Raw genomic sequence first — 18,204 nt, 5'->3', positions numbered from 1 at the left:
TCATGCGTTCTCGCGGCGGGCCGCTCAACGGCGTCGGCCGAGCAGCCACATCAGATAGGGCGCGCCGATCAGCGTTGCGACGAGCCCGGCAGGCAACTCGCGCGGCATCAGCAGCGTGCGGCCCAGCCAGTCGGCGAGCACCAGCGTCAGCGCGCCGGTCGGCGCGGCGAGCGCGAGTTGCGCGAGCGGGCGGCGCGCGCCGAAGAGGCGTGCGAAGTGCGGCGCGATCAGTCCCGCGAACGAGAGCGGCCCGACGATCAGCGTGGCCGCCGCCGTCAGCAGCGCGATCAGGGCGAGCAGCGCGAGGCGCGCGCCGCGCATCGGCACGCCGAGCGCGCGCGCGGGCGCGTCGCCGAGCGGCAGGATTTGCAGCCAGCGCTGCGTGAACGGCACGCATGCGCAAAGCGCGACGCACAGCGCGAGCGCGAAAGCGGCGTCGGCGGGCGTGATCGTGTAGGTCGAGCCCGAGAGCCATTGCAGCAGCGCGGCGGCTTGTTCGCCGCCGCTCGCGATCGACACGGCCACCACGGCCTGGAACAACGCGCCGATCGCCACGCCCGCGAGCATCACGCGCTCGGGCGCGTAGCGCGAGCGGTGCGAGAACGCGAGGATCGCGAGCAGTGCCGCCAGTGCGCCGAGGCTCGTGGCGGCGAGCCGCGCGGTGTGACTCGCGCCGGTCGACGCCATGAAACCGCCCGCGCCGGTCACGAGCACGACCAGCCCGAGCGCTGCGCCCGCGCTCACGCCGAGCAGTTCGGGACTGGCGAGCGGATTGCCGGTGAGGCGCTGCATCAGCGTGCCCGCGACGGCGAGCATCGCACCGGCGGCCAGCGCCGCGAACGCGCGCGGAGCACGCCAGATCGTGACGTGCGCGAGTTCGTTCCATCCGCTGAGGTGCCAGCCTTGCGGGCCGCGCGCGCAGACGAGGCTCAGCGCGAGCGCGCCGAGCAGCGCCAGCATCAGCGCCGCGCAACGCCAGCGCAAGGCGGGGGAGGAGGCGTGACGGCCGTGCCCGGCGAGCGAGGGCGACGACAATGGCGACGACGGCGACGCAACGAGCCGCGCGCCGCGCTGCATCTTCGCGAGCAGGATCAGCATGACGGGCGCGCCGTACAGCGCGGTCGCCGCGCCGGTCGGCAGCAGGTCGCCCATCACGCCCGAAAAGCGCTGCACGGCCTGATCGGCGACCCAGAGAATCAGCGCGCCGCACAACGGCGCGGCCACGAGGCGCGGTCCGAGCCGACGCGCGCCGGCCATGCGCGCGAGCGGCGGCGCAGCGAGCCCGATGAAGCCGATCACGCCCACCGCGCTCACCACGGCCGCGCTCAGCATCACGGCCAGCGCGAGCGCCAGCAGACGCATGCGGCGCAGCGGCAGGCCGAGGCTGTGCGCGTTGGCGTCGGCGAGACCGAACAGCGTCATCGGGCGCAGCAGCAGGAGCGTCGCCACCGCGCCGATCGCGAGCCGCGTGGCCAGCATTGTCGCGGCTTGCCAGTCCTGCTGCACGAGCGAACCGCCGCCCCAGATGAAGAGGCCGCGCAGATAGGGCGCGTAGAACATCTGCAACGCCACGCCAATCGAGCCGCAATAAAGCGTGACGACCATGCCCGCCACGGCCACCGGCACCGGCGCGAGACCGCTGCGCCATGCGAGCCCGAACACCAGCAGCGCGGCGACAAACGCGCCGCCGAGCGCGATCCACGAACCGGCCGCGCCGGCGAGCGCGGGGGCCGCGAGTGTCGCGACGGTCAGCGCGAGTTGCGCGCCCGCCGAGACGCCGAGCGTCATCGGTTCGGCGAGCGGATTGCGCAGCACCTGCTGGAAGATCGTGCCCGCGAGGCCGAGGATCGCGCCGCACAACCAGCTCACGACGAGACGCGGCAGCCAGCTGTCGTGCACGACGATCTGCTGGATGCCGAGCGGCGCGCGCAGCGCGCGCCACCATTGCGCGGCGGGCAGCAGCGCGTCGAGATTGGCGAGGCTGAGCGCGAGCGCGGCGGCCAGCAGCGCGGCCGTCAACAAGGCGGCGAGGCCACCTTGCGGAAGCCTGCGGAAAAGACGAAGTGGAGCGATGCGAGCGGTATTCATGAGCGTGACGTGCCTGGCGTCGCGAGGCGGGCGGGTCCGCTGAGCGCATCGGCGAGCACGGTGGCAAAACGCGCCGCCGAGGGCAGCATGCCGAAGCCCCAGAACGGCGGCAGCGCGGCCACGCGTCCGGCGGCGACGGGCGGCAGGGCGCGCCACAGGCGATTGCTCGCGAGCTGACGGTCGACGCCCGCGGGCAGCGGGTTGAAGTAGAGCAGGGCGGCGTCGGGCACGGCGGCCAGTTGTTCGAGACCGGCCACGCCGATGCCCCAGTAATCGGTCGGGCCGCGCCACGCGTTGCGCAGCGCGAGCGCGTCCAGCACGTCCTGAAACACGCTGCGCGCGCCGTAGACGCCCACATGGCGGCCATCGAAGAAACGGATCAGATAGAGCGGATCGGCGGGGCTCGGCGTGCCACTCGCGGGCGTGCGTGCGCGCGCTTCGGCGAGCCGCGCGCGTGCCGTATCGATGACGTGTTGCGTGCCGTCGATCAGCGCCTGCGCCGCCGCTTCAGCGTTGCACAGCTTGCCGAGTTGCAGCGTCACTTCGCACGAGCGCCGATACGGCGAACCGGCATCGGTATAGACGGCGAACGCGCGCACCGGCGCGATGCGTTCGAGCATCTCGCGCTGCGACTCCTGGCTCGAATTGATGAGGATGAGGTCGGGCGCGAGTTGCTGGAGCAGTTCGAGACTCGGCGCGAGGCGCAGGCCGACGTCCGTCACGCCTGGCGGCACGGCGGGCGCGACCACGCTCGCGTTGTAGCTGTCGACTTCGGCGACGCCGACGGGCATCACGCCCATCGCGAGCAGCGTCTCGACGAGCCCCCAGTCGAGCACGACGACGCGCGGCGCACGCGCGGGCACGGAAAGCACGGAAGGCGTGGATGACGCCGCGAACGTGCGCGGCATATCGAGGCATAAAAGCGGCAACAACGAAGGCAACCACGAAGGTAACAACGCGGCGCGCCGCAACAAGGTCCGTCGATTCATGTCAGCGCGCGACCGCCAGTCGGCTGCCGCTATGCGGATGCGCGAGGATATCCATCGGAATGCCGTAGATCGATTCGAGCACGCGCGCGTCCATCATCTCGTCGGGCGTGCCGCATTGGAGCAGGCGGCCGCTGTGCAGCGCGATCATGTCGTCGCAGAAACGCGCCGCGAGATTGACGTCGTGCAGCACGATCACGACCGTGAGCGCGCGTTCGTCGGTCAGCGTGCGCAGCAGGCGCAGCACCTCGATCTGATGCGCGATGTCGAGCGCGGAAGTCGGTTCGTCGAGCAGCAGGCAAGGCGCGGCCTGCGCCACCAGCATCGCGAGCCAGACGCGCTGACGCTCGCCGCCCGACAGATGATCGGCGAGCTGCGAGGCGAAACGCGCGGTGTCGGTGAGACGCAGCGCCTCGTCGATATGCGCGTGATCGTCGGCGCTCAGGCGGCCCAGCGCGCCATGCCACGGATAGCGGCCGAGCGCGACCAGCTCGCGCACGGTCATGTCGGTCGCGGCGGGCGGATTCTGCGGCAGATACGCGACCTGCCGCGCGAACTCGCGCGCGTGCCAGTCGCGCAGCGCCGTGCCGCGCAGACGCGCGACGCCGCGCGTGCAGGCCTGCTGGCGCGCGAGCAGCTTGATCAGCGTGCTCTTGCCCGAGCCGTTATGACCGATCAGCGCGGTCATGCGGCCGGCGGGCAAGACGAGGTCGAGCGGCTGCAACAGGACGCGCCCGTCCGCTTCGAAGGCCGCGCCTTCGAGTTCGAACAGCGGCGCGGGCGATGACGAGGCGAGCGGCGCGCGCGCTGTGCGGGCTTCGGTTGCTTCAGTCGCTTCAGTCGATGCTGTCGATGCTGTCGATGTCATGTCGTTCAACACACGCTTCCTCGGGCTTACCAGCGATAGCGCGCGGAGGCGAGCACGTCCACGCCATCGGCATAGGTACAGGTCGTCGAGCTGAAGCACGACGCGATGTACTGGCGATTGAACAGGTTCTTCGCGTTCACCGAGAACAGCCAGTGCTTGCCGGTGTCGTAGTGAACCGCCGCGTCGAACACGGTGACCGCGCCGACGTGGATCGTGTTGCTCTCGTCGTAGGTCGCGCCGATGTAGCGCACGCCGCCGCCGAAGCCGAGCCCGCGCAGCGGACCGCCGTGCATCGTGTAGTCGAGCCACGCCGACGCCGAATGACGCGGAATGCCCCACACGCTCTTGCCTTCCAGCGACGTGCTGGTGCCGCCGATGGTGGTCGCCGTGTCGTTGGACTCGGTCGTCACGTCGTTCAGATACGTGTACGAGAGCACGAGGTTCAGGTCGTTCGTGAGGCTCGCGTGGCCTTCGAGTTCGAGCCCGCGCGCGCGCACTTCGCCCGCCTGCGTGTAGTAGCCCGAGTGATCGAGGTCGGCGGTCAGCACGTTGTGCTCGGTCAGGTTGAACAGCGACGCCGTGACGAAACTGTTGTAACCCGTCGGCTGATACTTCACGCCCACTTCGTACTGCTGCGCCGTGGTCGGCTTGGCCATGCCGCCGCCGTACAGCTCGCCCACCTGCGGGTCGAACGACTTCGAGAAGCTCGCATACGGCGCGATGCCGTTGTCGAACAGATAGACGAGACCGGTGCGCCACGTGAACGCGCGCGCCGACTGCGACTCGTAGGTCGAGGTGACGGGATTGTTGTCGTCGGCGTCGACCCAGTCCTCGCGCGCGCCGAGCAGGAAGCGCCACTTGCCGAACGCCATCTGGTCCTGCGCATACACGCCGAGCTGCTTCTGGCGGATGTGGTCGTAGGAGGTTTGCGCGGGCATCGTGTTGTTGCCGTAGATCGGATCGAACACGTTGAGCGACGACGCGTCGAAGGCCGCGCCCACGTCTTCGCCGTAGATCACGCGCTGGAAGTCGAAGCCGGCCAGCACCGTGTGCTTGACCGGGCCGGTCGAGAATTTCGCCTGCGCCTGATTGTCGATCGTGAAGACGTTCGCGCTTTCGCGGTTATAGAACGAGTAGCGGTTCAGCGTGGTATTCGAGCCCGACGCGTAGCCGTAGGGGAACACGTTCGCGAAGTCGTCCTTCACATAGGTGTAGTGCGTGTTCTGGCGCACCGTCCAGGTCTCGTTGAAGCGATGCTCGAACTGATAGCCCACGGAAAGCTGCGTGCGCGAGTGATGATCGAAATCCGGGTCGCCAACATTTGTGTGCGACGAGATCTTGCCCGCCGGATTGAACAGCACCGTGCCGACAGCGGGCACGAAGTTGTAATAGCCGACGTCCGGGTCGCGCTGATACTTCGCGAGCACCGTGAGCGTGGTGTTCTGGTCGGGCTTCCACGTCACGGCGGGCGCGATGTAGACGCGCTTCTGGCGCGTGCCGTTCACCTGCGTGGTCGAGTCGAGGCCCGTGCCGGTGAGCCGGTACGAGAGCTTGCCGTCCGCGCTCAGCGCGCCGCCGAGATCGAAGCCCGCCTGCAGGAGATTGTGGCTGCCGGTCGTGAAGAACACTTCGTGGATCGGCGTGGTGGTCGGCTGCTTGCTGACGAGATTCGCCACGCCGCCCGGATTGGCCTGGCCATAGAGTACCGAGGCCGGGCCGTGCAACACGTCGATGCGTTCGAGACCGTACGGGTCGAAGTTCGGGATCGCGTAGCCGAAGCTCGCGTCGCTCGGAATGCGCGAGCCGTCGAGGAACTGTTCGAGGTAGAAGCCGCGGCTGAAGAGGTAAGGCGCGCCCGACGCCGACGCGCCGCGAATCTCCGATGTCACGCTCGCCGTGTAGCGCAGCGCTTCGGCCACGGTCTGCGCGCCTTGCGCGCTCATCTGGTCGCTCGTGACCACCGAGACCGATTGCGGCGTCTCGATCAGCGGCGTGTCGGTCTTGGTCGCCGACACGGAGGTGATCGGCACATAGCCGTCCGCCGTGCCGGTGGCGTGGTTGTCGTGGTTGCTCGTCACCTTGACGGCGGGCAACTGCTCGTCCGTGCCGGTCGTGGTGCTGGCGGTGGTGTTGGTCGTCGTCGCGGTCTGCGCCTGAGCGGCGTGGAAGCCGCTCAACAGGCAGAACAGCAAGGCATTGCTCAACGCGCTTGAAACGCGTACCCCGGTCTTCATGTGTGATCTACCCGCTACTGTCGATAAATGTGAATGAGAGTGATTCGTAGTTACATCGTAAAAAACAAAAAAGCGTGCTCTTGGTGGCGCTAATTGGGCAAAACCGTGGGGGAGTACGACAGATCAAGGCGGCGCGAAAGCGCGCCCAGAGGCACTATAATCGGAGACCCTGACTTACGTCAGGACAACTTTGTCGTCAAAAAGGACATTTTTGGCGTATTGGAAGTATCACGCTGCAACTTTGTCATCGAACAGGACATGGCCGCACCTCGGCTCCAGACCTTCGGACAGAGCGCCGCTGCAAAAAAGGTGATTGCGCAAGCGATCAACTACGCGGACGGCGCCCACGAAATCGCCCACATTCACCATCGCGCGCAACTCATCTACGTGGCGGGCGGCATCGTGCGCGTGATCACGCCGGGCGGATTGTGGACGCTCAAGCCTGGCATGGCCTTGCTGATCGGAACGCAAATCGAGCACGAATTGCAAATGGTCGGCCAGACCGCGCTGCGCACGCTCTATATCGACCCGGACACGCTGCCGCCGCTCGCGGGCGACTGCCGCATGATCGCGCTCGACGACCTGCTGCGCGCGAGCATCGCGGCGATGTGCGAGGCCGGCGACGGCGAAGCCGCCGAACGGCGCACGGCCGTGATCGTACCGCTGATTCTCCATTTGCTGGCGGAGCGCCTGGCGAGCGCCGCCGATGCCGATGCCGCCAATGCCGATGCCGCCGATATCCCCGATATCGCCGACGAGCCGCGCCTGCCGCTGCCAGACGACCTGCGTCTGCGCACGATCTGCGAGAGCCTGATCGCCGATGCCGCGAACGCCGACACACTCGAACAATGGGCCGAGCGCACGGGCGCGAGCGTGCGCACGCTCGCGCGGCTGTTTCGCCAGCAGACCGGCATGAGCTTCGTGCAATGGCGCGAGCGGCTGCGGCTCGAAGACGCCTTGTCGAAACTCTCGGTCGGCCACGCGCCCGGCGATGTGGCGCAGGCGCTCGGTTACGCCGACGTGCGCACGTTCACGGTGATGTTCCGGCGCGCGTTCGGCAGTACGCCGCAGCAGTTTCGACAGAGTTTGAACAGGGGGTGAGCGGAGGTTGAAACGTTGGTGGCCGTTATGCTGCGGACGGCGCGCCGCTTCCGTCTGCGGGAAATCGGTACGTGACGAAGTGTTCGTCTTTCGCCTCGATCTGAAAACCGAGCGACTCATAGAAGCGCACGGCATCGTGATTGCAGAGGAAACACGACAGTGTGATCGACCGATTCGATTGCGACGCGCGCGACATGATCGTTCGCATGACCGCGCGTCCCATGCCCCGATTGCGAAATTCGGGCTTCACAATCAGCAGCGACACATGAACGGCTTGCGCTTCATGGCCAAGCGCAAGATAGCCCGCGATTTCCTTTCCCTGAGTGATCCATTCGAAATCGGCATCGCGATACGACGTATTGAAGCGCGCTTGCTGAAACGCGTCGTCCCAGCCGAAAGTCTGAGCGATGTAGTCGCGCAGCGACGATTGATAAAGCGCGAATAGCGCTTGCCGGTCAGTCTGACCTGCGGATATGGGAAGCAATTCGATGGGAATGGCGTCGCTAATACGCGTTTCGTGCGGGGTGGTTTGCCAATTGGCTTTCATGGCGACATTCCAGGGCGTGCGAGTCTTTCAGGCGTCGTGTAACTCGATGCGATATCTGAGCGCTTCGGCAAAGCCGTAGGCGGCGGTCTTTTTGAACCGCTCAATCAGGATGCCGTTGCACGCGGCGATGGTTTTTCGCGAGGCGATATTCTCCGGACCGACCGTTAGCTCGACGTAGGGCAGGTTCAGCAGTCGTGCTTCGCCCAGCATCAGATTGAGCGCCTGCTGCGCGTAACCGTTGCCGCGCTTCCACGGCACGACGGAGAAGCCGATATGCCCGAGCACATGCGGCGGCAATGCCGCCGTTCCGGCTTGCCAGCGAAAGCCGATCGAGCCGACGAATTCGCCGTCCCAGATCCAGCGCACGATGCTGGGCAGACGCGCGACGGTCGTGCCGTCGGGCAGCGCAATCGGATCGCCCGAGGCTTGCGGATCATCGAGTCCATCGACAAACGCCTGCGCATCGATCCCGATAGCCTGCAACTGTTCGCGCGCCGCGATCTCCTTGCGGACATTGTCGGGCGACCAGCCTGCCTCGAGCGCGGCGACGTAGTGCGGAAGCAAGTCGATCGTCGGCTTTAGCAATCTGATTGCGCTCATGCTGTTCATGGCGTGTCCGGGAGCGATGATTGCCCATAGTTTAAGCGCCGCCGCCGAGTGATCAAAATGACCGCTTACACGTTGCACTCGCAGTACGAATTACCTGCCGCCGCAACGAAGTCATCGCCAGGAAAGATCCATGCCCAACCCCCCACGCGATAACGACTCTTCACCACCTCCCGTTAGCGATTGATTAAATTCATTCGTGTGAACATTGACCGGACTCGTGGGCCAGGACTAATCTGGAAATGCAAACATTCACCGCGCTTGATTCATCGGCCTTCACTCGGACCGCATAAAGACCGCATCAACGCGAAGTTTTCCGATGAAGCGATTCAGGCGTTTAGCGTGGCCGCTCATAAACAGCGATCGGGGCTAAGAACCATGAATACACTCGACATTCAGGAAAGCATTCGCGACGTCAATCTCTCTTATCTCGTGCTGGCGCAGCGCATGTTGCGCGAGGATCGCGCCGTCGGCATGTTCCGGCTCGGTTTGTCGGCGGAGGTCGCCGACCTGCTTGCCGGTCTGTCACTGGCGCAGGTCGTGAAGCTCGCCACATCGGATCATTTATTGTGTGCGTTCCGCTTCAACGACCAGATGCTGCTTTCGACGCTCACGCAGCCGTCGAAGCACGCAGAGATCGTCTCGACGCATGCGGCGATCCTGATGGCCGGTCATCCGGTCGAACTGCTCATTTAGGCGCGATTCGTCATGAATACGATGCCCAGGAAAAGCGTCACCGAAGACGCGCAAGAGGTGTTTCGCGCCGTCGCGCTCATCGAACTCGGCGCGCGCATGCAGGTATTGGAGAGCGAGTTGAATCTGTCGCGCGACCGGCTGATCCGCCTGTATCGCGAGGTGCGGGGCGTGTCGCCGCCGAAGGGCATGCTGCCGTTTTCCGCCGATTGGTACATGCCGTGGCTGGCGAATATTCACGCTTCGCTGTTCTTCAATACGTATCTGTTTCTCAGGCGCGAGGCGAGTTGTTCGCATCTCGACGCGCTTACCAAAGGCTATCGGCTTTATCTCGAACACTGCAAACGCACCGAGGGCGAACCCGTGCTCGATCTGACGCGCGCGTGGACGCTGGTGCGTTTCTTCGAAGCCGAATTGCTGCAATTGACGCCGTGTTGCCGCTGCACGGGCAAATTCGTCGCGCACAAGCACGATTTGCAGAAGGGCGTGGTGTGTGCCGCATGTCAGCCGCCTTCGCGCGCGGGCAAGACGAGGAAAGCGGTGCGTGCGGTCGAAGAGGCGATTGCCGTGGTGGTCGGCGAGGAAACGCAAGAAGCGGCCGTGAACGAGGCGGCAGCGGAAGCGGCTTGAGATTGAGGCTTTCAATGAAAAACGCCAGCGCTCAAAACGCTGGCGTTTTTTTATCCGCGCGGCAATTGCAGCCGGATGCGGAATCGCGTCAAACCAGACCCGTCGTGAGGAATACCGCGATCACGAGAAACGATGCCGCGACTTTAATCCCCGTCATGAAGAAAATGTCGCGATACGCTTCGCGGTGCGTGAGTCCCGTCACCGCCAGCAAGGTGATGACCGCGCCGTTGTGCGGCAGCGTGTCCATGCCGCCCGCCGCCATCGACGCCACGCGATGCAGCACCTCCAGCGGAATGCCCGACGCGTGCGCGGCCGAGATGAAGCGGTCCGCCATCGCCGCGAGCGCAATGCTCATCCCGCCCGACGACGAGCCCGTGATACCGGAGAGCAGATTGATCGTCACCGCTTCGTTGATGAGCGGATTCGAGATCGACTGAAGCGCGTGGGCGACCACGAGAAAGCCCGGCAACGCGGCGATCACGGCGCCGAAACCATATTCCGATGCGGTGTTCATCGTCGCGAGCATGGCGCCGCCGACGGCGGCTTTCGAGCCGTCCGCGAAGCTGCCGCGAATCGACGCGAAGCCGAACAGCAGCACCACGAGAATGCCGCTGCACAGCGCGCCGAGCACGGCCCAGATCGCGTTGATCTTGGCGATTTCGATGCTGATCGGCGCGCTCATGCCCGGCAGCGCGAAGCTGTACGTGGCCGGATACCACTGCGGAATCAGATGCGTCAGCACCAGATTCACCACGCCGACGATCACGAGCGGCAGGATCGCGACGGCCGGATGCGGCAGCTTCACGTCGTCGGCGGTCACGGGTTCGTTGCGCAGATTCGTGCCGTAGCCTTCGCCCCTGGCTTGCGCGCGGCGGCACTGCACTTCGAGGTACACGACGCCCGCGATGAAGATGAACGCCGAGCCGATCAGGCCGAGCCAGGGCGCGGCCCAGGACGTGGTCTTGAAGAACGTCGTCGGGATGATGTTCTGGATCTGCGGCGTGCCCGGCATCGCGTCCATCGTGAACGTGAAGGCGCCGAGCGCGATGGTCGCGGGCATCAGCCGCTTGGGAATGCCGCTCTGGCGGAACATTTCGGCGGCGAACGGATAGACGGCGAACACCACCACGAACAGCGACACGCCGCCATACGTGAGCAGCGCGCAGACGATCACGATGACCGGAATCGCGCGGTCGCGTCCGAGCAGGCCGATCACGGCGGCGACGATCGAGCGCGACGCGCCCGACAATTCGACCAGCTTGCCGAAGATCGCGCCGAGCAGAAAGACGGGGAAGTAGAGCTTGATGAAGCCGACCATCTTGTCCATGAACAGGCCGGTAAACACGGGCGCGGTCATGGAAGGGTCGGTCAGCAGCACCGCGCCGAGCGCGGCGACGGGGGCGAACAGAATCACGCTATAGCCGCGATACGCCGCCAGCATGAGAAAGCACAATGCGGCCAGCGCAATGATGACACTCATCGAATTTCCTGATTATTGTCGTGCCGGTCGGGTGGCGGCGTGGGGCAGCGAGTGCCACGCGCGCGCAGGCGCGGGACGCGCAATCGTGCGATCCCGCGTCCCGTTCCGACCTTCGTGGGGGTGCGTTTTCATGCGCGCGGCGCGGCGGCCGCGCCGATGAAACCGGCGGTCTCCTTCAGGCGGGGCATCAGCCCCGCCGCCGTACGCTGCGATGCGATCGCGTCTGTTAGGCCGGCACAGCCGAGCCGTAAGGCACGTCCTTCTGGCCGTAACGGCGCACGCGGATATTCGCCTGTTCGCCGTGCGCGATCATCCCTTCGATCGCGCACAGACGCGAGCAGTACGAGCCGATCAGCGCGCTCGCCTCGTCGGTGAGCACCTTCTGATACGTGCAGGTCTTGATGAACTTGCCGACCCACAGGCCGCCCGTGTAACGCGCGGCCTTGCCCGTCGGCAGCGTGTGATTCGTGCCGATCACCTTGTCGCCGAACGCCACGTTGGTGCGCGCGCCGAGGAACAGCGCGCCGTAGTTCTTCATGTTGTTGAGGAAGTAGTCGGGGTCGCGCGTCATCACCTGCACGTGCTCCGACGCGATACGATCGGCTTCCTGAACCATTTCCTCGTAGCTGTCGGCGACGATCACCGCGCCGAAATCGCGCCACGACACGCCCGCCGTGTTGGCCGTCGGCAGAATCTTGAGGATGCGCTCGACTTCGGCGATGGTGTCCTGCGCAAGCTGCATCGAGTTCGTCAGCAGGATCGCGGGCGTGTTGAAACCGTGTTCGGCCTGGCCGAGCAGGTCGGTTGCGCACATTTCGGCGTCCACACTATCGTCGGCGATCACGAGCGTTTCGGACGGCCCGGCGATCAGGTCGATGCCGATGCGGCCGAACAGCTGGCGCTTCGCTTCGGCGACGAACGCATTGCCGGGGCCGACGACCATCGAGACCGGGTCGATGGTCTGCGTGCCGAGCGCCATCGCGGCGATCGCCTGCACGCCGCCGAAGGTGTAGATCTCGTCCGCGCCGCCCAGGTGCATGGCCGCGACCACGGCCGGATTCGGGCGGCCCTGCACGGGCGGCGACGCCGTGATGATGCGCGGCACGCCCGCGACCTTGGCCGTCACCACGCCCATATGCGCCGACGCAACGAGCGGAAACTTGCCGCCCGGCACATAGCACGCGACGCTGTCGACCGGCATGTTCTTGTGACCGAGCACCACGCCCGGCAGCGTTTCGACTTCGATATCGCGGATCGAATCGCGCTGCGCCTGCGCGAAGTTGCGCACCTGCGCCTGGGCGAACTTGATGTCGTCGAGCTGGCCTTGCGAGAGCGAACGCACAGCGGCGGCGATCTCGTCGTCGGACAGGCGGAAGTGCTCGGGCGACCAGTTGTCGAATTTCGCGGACAACTCGCGCACGGCTTCGTCGCCGCGCGCGGTGACATCGGCGAGGATGCCGGTGACCGTGTCGCGCACCTTGGCGGCGTCCTGCGACGAATCTTCAGCGGTGCGGCCGTGCTTCAAGTAGTGGATTGCCATGGTTGTTCCTGGATGATTCCTGAAAGGGCGGGGACCCGTTTTGCGCTGCCGTTTGCGTCGGCTTTGCGTTACGATTGGACGCAAATTTAGCGCAAGTTTTTATGCAAATGCTGTGCAAATAGTCCCGACTTACCCTGGGGTATACGCGCCGACAGGCGTCTGAAGGGCAGATTGGTGGACAGAATCGGAAAGATTGGGAGGGGAGATTCATGCAAAAAAATGCAAGCAAAACCGGGCGGCCGAAAACCACGAAGGTCAAGCTCGACGACGTGGCCGCGCGGCTCGGCGTATCGGTCTCGACGGTGTCGCGCTCGCTCGCCGGTCATCCGGCCATCAGTTCGGAGACGCGCAGCGCGGTGCAGGCCGTCGCGGCCGAACTCGGCTATCGCATTCCGACGCAAGGGCGGCGCGCGCGCAAGTCGGAGACCAAGCTGATCGGCGTGGTGGTGGGCGCGCTGCACAACCGCTTCATGACCGTGCTGCTCACGCATTTGCACGACGCGTTGCAGGAGTTCGGCTACCAGATCACGCTGATGATCGATCCGATGAACGACGCCGGGAATCTGCTCGCGTTTCGTCCGCTGATCGACGGTTATCTCGACGGCCTCGTGTTCGCGACGGCGACGCTCGATTCGCCCGTCGTCGCCGAGATGCAGCGGCGCGGCATTCCGCTCGTGCTGGTGGTGCGTTCGGTGGACGACGTGGCGGTCGATACCGTCGAGATCGACAACGTGCATGCGGGCGCGGTCGCGGCCGAGCATCTGTATCAACTCGGGCATCGGCGCATCGGTCTGGTGATGGGGCCGAAGAACACGTCCACGAGCCGCGACCGCGCGCGCGGCGCGCTCGAATGGCTCAAGGGGGCGGGCGTGGAAGCGGATGCGCTGTCGATCGTGTGGGGCGACTACACGACCGAAGCGGGCTATTCGAGCACGATGGCGCTACTGGGCGAGGCGGAGCCGGTCACGGCGATCGTTGCGGGCAACGACACGATCGCGCTCGGCGTGCTCGAAGCGGCGAGCCGCAGCGGCTTTGCAGTGCCAGAGCAACTGTCGATCATCGGTTTCGACGACATGCCGATGGCGGGCTCGCCGCTCGTCGGGCTCACGTCGATCCGGCAGCCGGTCGAGGCGATGGCGCGCACGGCCGCGCGCCGCCTCGTCGAGCGCATTCGCGCGGGCGGCATGGGCGCGCCCACGCGCGACGTGTTGCCGATTCAACTGCTCAGGCGCGAGTCGACGGGGGCGGTGAAGTGAGCGTCGCGCCGTGAATCGGCGCGCGCGATTGCCGCCTGCATGAAGATTCGCTTCGCGAGGCGGCAGCGCATGCGTCTCACACCGTCGTTGCCGTCTCGCGCGGCCGCAGCAGCGCCGCGCCGCGCCAGTGCGGTGCGCCCGCGCGTTCGTACTGCGGCGGGTAATCGATGGCGTCGACCGCGCCGAGGCGCTCGGCCGCGTGCCAGGCCCAGCGCGGATCGTCGAGAAACGCGCGACCGATGGCGACGATATCGGCCTGACCGTCGGCCACGATCGCTTCCGCAAGCTCGGGCTCGACGATCATGCCGACCGCTCGCGTGACGATGCCGCTGGCCTTTCTCACATGCTCGGCGAGCGCGACCTGATAGCCGGGCACGGCCTTGATCGACGCATGCGCCACGCCGCCCGACGTCACGCACACATAGCTCACGCCGCGCGCTTTCAACGCGCTGGCGAACACCGCCGCTTCCTCAACCGTGATGCCGCCAGGCAGCCAGTCGGTGCCGGTGATGCGAAAACCGAGCGCGACGTGTGCGGGCAGCACCGCCGCCACCGCGTCCGCGATCTCCAGCGGAAAGCGCATGCGGTTCTCAAGGCTGCCGCCATACGCGTCGTCGCGCTGGTTCGCGAGCGGCGAAAGAAACTGATGCAGCAGATAGCCATGCGCCGCATGAATTTCGACGACGTCGAAACCCAGACGCACGGCGCGCTGTGCCGCTTCGACGAAGCGATCGCGCACACGTGCGAGGTCATCGTTTTGCATCGCGCGTGGCGTGTGCCAGCCCTCGGCGAAAGGGATGGCCGAAGGTGCTTCGGTATCCCAGGGATCTTCATTCTCACCGAGCGCGCCGCGTCCTTCCCACGGCCGTTGCGCCGACGCCTTGCGTCCGGCGTGGCCGAGCTGAATGCCCCAGCGCGTGCCTCGCGGCGCGACCGCGCGCGCCGATTCGATCACGCGGCGCAGCGCGGCTTCGGTGTCGTCGTCGTAGAGGCCGAGGCAGCCGTGCGTGATGCGTGCGCGCGGCTCGATCGCGGTCGCTTCGAGCATCACGAGGCCGGCGTCGGAGATGCCGAACTGCATGAGGTTCATCAGGTGCCAGTCGTTCGCCTCGCCGTGCGCGGCGCTGTACTGGCACATGGGCGCGATGGCGATGCGGTTGCGCAGGCGAACCGGGCCGATATCGACGGGGGAGAACAGCTGGCTGGACATGACGATTCCTTTGCGTGAGTGCTGCGTTTTCGGGGCTTCGCATCGTGGCGAAACGCTGGAACAGAGCTTACGCGGCGGCGCTCGCGTGGAGAATCAGCACAAAGCGGAACGTGGCGTTGCGCGCGGCGCAACGTAAGACGCACGCGCCACACACAACGCATCCTGTCCTTGGTTACGGCTCCAGCAGACGCAACAGCCGCAACTCTTCGAGATCGAGTTCCGACTCGATGCGATGGAGCACTGCGTCGTCGACCTTGCCCGCGCGATGCAGGCCGAGCAGCGTCTGGCGCGACACGCCCACGAGTTCGAGTTCGACGCGCAGGAAGCGCTCGCGGTGCGCGATGCGCGCCTCGCCCTCGGTGTGCGCGTCTTCGTTCGCGCTCACGCGCACGCGGTACTCCGCTTGCAGGCGTTCGAGCATCGCGGGCTCGATGGCGTCGGCGCGCTGGCCGATTTCGTCGAGCGCCTTCAGCGATGCGCCGAAGGTGCGCGCGCGCGTTTCGTGCTCGGACATCGTGTGACGCGCGGGCGGACGCAGCTTGAGCAGACGGATCAGCAGCGCGAGACTGCCGCCTTGCACGACCAGCGTGGCGATGATCAGCAGGAAGGTGCTGAACACGATGACGTCGCGGCCCGGAAAGCTGCCCGGCAACGCCAGCGCGGCCGCGAGGCTGACCACGCCGCGCATGCCCGCCCAGCCCATCACGGCGGCTTCGCCGAAGGACCAGGGACGGCGGTTGCCGTTGCCTGCGCCGGTCGCGTTGTGTGAGCGCAAGCGCCCCGGCAGCCAGATCGTCGCGAACACCCACACGAGCCGCGCGACGATGGCCGCGGCGGTCGCGGGCAGCGCCACGCGCAGGCCTTCGATCACGACCGCGCCCTCGTGATTCACGCGCGCGAGAATGCCGTGCAGCGCGAGGCCGATCAGCACGAAAACCAGCGCGTCGAGCACGAACACGATGGCTTCCCACGTCGCCTTGGCCTTGATGCGCATATCGGCGCTGAACACGCGATGCTGGCGGATGCCGAGCACGAGCCCGCAGGTCACGACCGAAAGCACGCCCGAGCCGCCGACCGCTTCGGCGACGCCATAGCTCGCCCACGCCATCGCGAAGCTCAGCACGATGCCGAGCATCGGATCGACGAGACGCGCGAGCACCGTGCACATCGCCTGGCCGCACACAAGGCCGACCGCGATGCCGATCAGGATCAGCGTGAAGAACAGGCCGGTGCCTTGCGCGACGGTGATCGTGGTCGCGGCCAGCGCCGCCGACACGGCGATCTGATAGATCAGCAGGCCCGAGGCGTCGTTGACGAGGCTTTCGCCTTCGAGCACGGCCACGAGCCGCGCGGGCAGCGGATTGCGTTGCAGGATCGCTTTCGCGGCGACCGCGTCGGGCGGCGAGACGATGGCGCCGAGCGTGAAGCACGCGGCCCACGGCAAGGCGGGATTGAACGCATGCACGGCGAACGCGACCGCGACGGTCGTGAACGTCACCGCGCCGAGCACGAGCGAAACGATCGTGCCCAGTTCGCTGCGAAATTCCTTCCACGCCGTGTAGAACGAACTCGACATCAGGAGCGGCGGCATCACGGCGGCGAGCAGCAGGCCGGGGTCCATGTCCGGCACGCGCTTGCCCGCGACCGCGACCACGCAGCCGCCGAACAGCAGCACGACGGCGGGCGGAATCGTCAGGCGTTCGGCGAGCCACGTGAGTGCGCCCGCGCCGCAGATCAACAGCAGCAGGTAATGAAAAAGCTCGACGTTGCTCATGCGCGCGCGGGCTCGACGAGCGGCGCGCGGGCGCCGGATTGAAGCGAAATCACGATGATGAGATGTTCCAGGTTGGGCCGCCGCGCGCGGCGGGCGCGCGTCAGCGAGTTGAATGGCCGGTGAAAGGATAGAGGCTTTCCGCTTGCGATGCGCTTAAGCGCAGGCGCAGACCTATCCGCAGCCCTGGCCGCTAACTCACCGCCGCGCGGAAGGCGTGAGGCTCACCGTGCAGGTCATGCCCATCGCGAGCTTGATGTCGGCGGGCACGCGGTCGAGGTGGATGCGCACCGGCACGCGCTGCGCAAGGCGCACCCACGTGAAGATCGGATTGACGTTGGCGAGCAGGTCGCCGCTGCTGGTCGGATTGTCGCGATCGGCGATCCCGCTCGCGAGGCTTTCGACATGACCTTCGATCGTCTCGCCGCCGGAGAGCAGCCGCACCTGCGCGCGGTCGCCCACGCGCACGGCGGGCAGCTTCGTTTCCTCGAAATAGCCGTAGACCCAGAACGAATGCGCGTCGATGAGCGCCATGCGCGCGACGCCCGCGCTCGCGAAATCGCCGGGATAGAGATCGAGATTGGTGATGTAGCCGTCGGCGGGCGCGTGCGCTTCGCTGCGCGCGAGATTGAGCGTGGCGGTGCGCTGCGCGACTTCCGCCGCCTTGACCTGCGCCTGCGCCGAGGCGAACGCCGCCGCCGCGCCCGCGTACGTCGCTTCGGATTGACGCGCGAGCGAGTCCGCGTCGGCGCGGCTTTCTTCGGAGATCGCATCGCCCGCGAGACGCGCGCGGCGCGTGGCCTGGGCGCGCTTCATCGTGAGTTCGGTTTGCGCGGCCGTCATGCGCGCCTTCGTTTCGGCGAGTTGCGCCTGGGCGCGCAGCAGATCGGCGTCGGCTTGCGCGATGGCGTACTGGAAGCGCGCCGGATCGAGCACGAACAGGACGTCGCCTTTGTGCACGTACTGGTTGTCGCGCACGCGCACCTCGCTCACGAGGCCCGACACGTCGGTCGAGATCCGCACGACCTGGGCGCGCACGCGGCCGTCGCGCGTCCACGGCGAGTCCATGTAGTCGAGCCAGAGCGCGCGCACGAGCGCGATGGAGACGGCGAGCAGCACGAGCGTGGTGGCGGCGCGCAGGAGGGTTCGGGTAGTTATCATCGGGTCATCATCGGGTCGTCGTCGATGCGTCGG

The 18,204-nt window shown here is 66.4% G+C and carries 15 protein-coding genes; 4 read left to right on the top strand and 11 right to left on the bottom strand.

Going from position 1 to position 18,204, the window contains the following annotated elements:
- Positions 1–24: 24 nt before the first annotated feature.
- Genes fhuB through U4Y88_RS12340 form a run of 4 tightly spaced genes read right to left on the bottom strand, consistent with a single transcriptional unit; the run spans position 25 to position 6,176 of the window.
- Positions 25–2,088, bottom strand: coding sequence for a Fe(3+)-hydroxamate ABC transporter permease FhuB (gene fhuB, locus U4Y88_RS12355; protein ID WP_321784197.1), 2,064 nt, complete (start codon positions 2,086–2,088; stop codon positions 25–27).
- Entirely contained in the window at positions 2,085–3,077 is a 993-nt protein-coding gene (locus U4Y88_RS12350; RefSeq protein WP_321784195.1) for an ABC transporter substrate-binding protein, read from the bottom strand. The genes fhuB and U4Y88_RS12350 overlap by 4 nt, the downstream gene beginning before the upstream one ends.
- Position 3,078: 1 nt before the next feature.
- On the bottom strand, positions 3,079–3,942 hold the full coding sequence (locus tag U4Y88_RS12345; protein ID WP_415774436.1) for an ATP-binding cassette domain-containing protein: 864 nt from the start codon (positions 3,940–3,942) through the stop codon (positions 3,079–3,081).
- 26 nt (positions 3,943–3,968) lie between these two features.
- Positions 3,969–6,176: a TonB-dependent siderophore receptor gene (locus U4Y88_RS12340; protein WP_310631909.1), complete on the bottom strand. Its 2,208-nt coding sequence runs from the start codon at positions 6,174–6,176 to the stop codon at positions 3,969–3,971.
- Positions 6,177–6,434: 258 nt separating this feature from the next.
- Between U4Y88_RS12340 and U4Y88_RS12335 the strand changes: the two genes are divergently transcribed.
- The gene (locus tag U4Y88_RS12335) at positions 6,435–7,277 is read left to right on the top strand and encodes a helix-turn-helix transcriptional regulator (protein WP_321784192.1); all 843 of its coding nucleotides are present in this window, start codon (positions 6,435–6,437) and stop codon (positions 7,275–7,277) included.
- 25 nt (positions 7,278–7,302) lie between these two features.
- On the opposite strand, the gene U4Y88_RS12330 is transcribed toward U4Y88_RS12335, so the two are convergent.
- Together U4Y88_RS12330 and U4Y88_RS12325 are read right to left on the bottom strand one after the other, a co-directional pair.
- Entirely contained in the window at positions 7,303–7,824 is a 522-nt protein-coding gene (locus U4Y88_RS12330) for a GNAT family N-acetyltransferase (RefSeq protein ID WP_321784190.1), read from the bottom strand.
- Between the two features lie 27 nt (positions 7,825–7,851).
- A complete protein-coding gene (locus U4Y88_RS12325) occupies positions 7,852–8,433 on the bottom strand; it encodes a GNAT family N-acetyltransferase (RefSeq protein WP_321784188.1) in 582 nt (193 codons plus the stop codon).
- Positions 8,434–8,808: 375 nt separating this feature from the next.
- On the opposite strand from U4Y88_RS12325, the gene flhD reads away from it, so the two are divergent.
- Together flhD and flhC are read left to right on the top strand one after the other, a co-directional pair.
- On the top strand, positions 8,809–9,126 hold the full coding sequence (gene flhD, locus U4Y88_RS12320) for a flagellar transcriptional regulator FlhD (protein ID WP_224013473.1): 318 nt from the start codon (positions 8,809–8,811) through the stop codon (positions 9,124–9,126).
- Positions 9,127–9,147: 21 nt separating this feature from the next.
- On the top strand, positions 9,148–9,753 hold the full coding sequence (gene flhC / locus U4Y88_RS12315) for a flagellar transcriptional regulator FlhC (RefSeq protein ID WP_321784518.1): 606 nt from the start codon (positions 9,148–9,150) through the stop codon (positions 9,751–9,753).
- An 88-nt stretch (positions 9,754–9,841) separates the two neighbouring features.
- Here the strand turns inward: flhC and U4Y88_RS12310 are convergent, their stop codons facing one another.
- On the bottom strand, positions 9,842–11,233 hold the full coding sequence (locus tag U4Y88_RS12310; protein WP_321784186.1) for a GntP family permease: 1,392 nt from the start codon (positions 11,231–11,233) through the stop codon (positions 9,842–9,844).
- 226 nt (positions 11,234–11,459) lie between these two features.
- On the bottom strand, positions 11,460–12,773 hold the full coding sequence (hisD, locus tag U4Y88_RS12305; protein WP_321784184.1) for a histidinol dehydrogenase: 1,314 nt from the start codon (positions 12,771–12,773) through the stop codon (positions 11,460–11,462).
- A 209-nt stretch (positions 12,774–12,982) separates the two neighbouring features.
- Here hisD and U4Y88_RS12300 point away from each other — a divergent pair, with 209 nt between their 5' ends.
- Positions 12,983–14,029, top strand: a complete 1,047-nt coding sequence (locus U4Y88_RS12300) for a LacI family DNA-binding transcriptional regulator (RefSeq protein WP_321784182.1) — start codon at positions 12,983–12,985, stop codon at positions 14,027–14,029.
- A gap of 76 nt (positions 14,030–14,105) precedes the next feature.
- On the opposite strand, the gene U4Y88_RS12295 is transcribed toward U4Y88_RS12300, so the two are convergent.
- The 3 genes from U4Y88_RS12295 to U4Y88_RS12285 form a co-directional block, all read right to left on the bottom strand.
- The gene (locus tag U4Y88_RS12295; RefSeq protein ID WP_321784180.1) at positions 14,106–15,239 is read right to left on the bottom strand and encodes an NADH:flavin oxidoreductase/NADH oxidase; all 1,134 of its coding nucleotides are present in this window, start codon (positions 15,237–15,239) and stop codon (positions 14,106–14,108) included.
- Between the two features lie 172 nt (positions 15,240–15,411).
- The gene (locus U4Y88_RS12290; RefSeq protein WP_321784178.1) at positions 15,412–17,013 is read right to left on the bottom strand and encodes a Na+/H+ antiporter; all 1,602 of its coding nucleotides are present in this window, start codon (positions 17,011–17,013) and stop codon (positions 15,412–15,414) included.
- Between the two features lie 195 nt (positions 17,014–17,208).
- Positions 17,209–18,171 carry a biotin/lipoyl-binding protein gene (locus U4Y88_RS12285; RefSeq protein WP_415774427.1) on the bottom strand — a complete coding sequence of 321 codons (963 nt, stop codon included), beginning with the start codon at positions 18,169–18,171 and terminating at the stop codon, positions 17,209–17,211.
- Between the last annotated feature and the right edge of the window lie 33 nt (positions 18,172–18,204).

It is taken from the genome of Paraburkholderia sp. J94 (assembly GCF_905220285.1).
In the GTDB taxonomy this organism is placed as follows: Bacteria; Pseudomonadota; Gammaproteobacteria; order Burkholderiales; family Burkholderiaceae; genus Paraburkholderia; species Paraburkholderia tropica_A.
Note: the sequence above shows the minus strand (reverse complement) of the source record. Positions and strands in the feature narration are given on the sequence as shown.

Excerpts from the sequence above, each read along its gene's own strand:
- U4Y88_RS12350 (WP_321784195.1), bottom strand. The coding sequence starts at position 3,077 with ATGAATCGACGGACCTTGTTGCGGCGCGCCGCGTTGTTACCTTCGTGG.
- U4Y88_RS12340 (WP_310631909.1), bottom strand. The coding sequence starts at position 6,176 with ATGAAGACCGGGGTACGCGTTTCAAGCGCGTTGAGCAATGCCTTGCTG.
- hisD (WP_321784184.1), bottom strand. The coding sequence starts at position 12,773 with ATGGCAATCCACTACTTGAAGCACGGCCGCACCGCTGAAGATTCGTCG.
- U4Y88_RS12330 (WP_321784190.1), bottom strand. The coding sequence starts at position 7,824 with ATGAAAGCCAATTGGCAAACCACCCCGCACGAAACGCGTATTAGCGAC.
- U4Y88_RS12335 (WP_321784192.1), top strand. The coding sequence starts at position 6,435 with ATGGCCGCACCTCGGCTCCAGACCTTCGGACAGAGCGCCGCTGCAAAA.
- U4Y88_RS12290 (WP_321784178.1), bottom strand. The coding sequence starts at position 17,013 with ATGAGCAACGTCGAGCTTTTTCATTACCTGCTGCTGTTGATCTGCGGC.
- fhuB (WP_321784197.1), bottom strand. The coding sequence starts at position 2,088 with ATGAATACCGCTCGCATCGCTCCACTTCGTCTTTTCCGCAGGCTTCCG.
- U4Y88_RS12285 (WP_415774427.1), bottom strand. The coding sequence starts at position 18,171 with ATGATAACTACCCGAACCCTCCTGCGCGCCGCCACCACGCTCGTGCTG.
- U4Y88_RS12295 (WP_321784180.1), bottom strand. The coding sequence starts at position 15,239 with ATGTCCAGCCAGCTGTTCTCCCCCGTCGATATCGGCCCGGTTCGCCTG.
- U4Y88_RS12300 (WP_321784182.1), top strand. The coding sequence starts at position 12,983 with ATGCAAAAAAATGCAAGCAAAACCGGGCGGCCGAAAACCACGAAGGTC.
- U4Y88_RS12345 (WP_415774436.1), bottom strand. The coding sequence starts at position 3,942 with ATGACATCGACAGCATCGACAGCATCGACTGAAGCGACTGAAGCAACC.
- U4Y88_RS12310 (WP_321784186.1), bottom strand. The coding sequence starts at position 11,233 with ATGAGTGTCATCATTGCGCTGGCCGCATTGTGCTTTCTCATGCTGGCG.
- U4Y88_RS12325 (WP_321784188.1), bottom strand. The coding sequence starts at position 8,433 with ATGAACAGCATGAGCGCAATCAGATTGCTAAAGCCGACGATCGACTTG.
- flhD (WP_224013473.1), top strand. The coding sequence starts at position 8,809 with ATGAATACACTCGACATTCAGGAAAGCATTCGCGACGTCAATCTCTCT.
- flhC (WP_321784518.1), top strand. The coding sequence starts at position 9,148 with ATGCCCAGGAAAAGCGTCACCGAAGACGCGCAAGAGGTGTTTCGCGCC.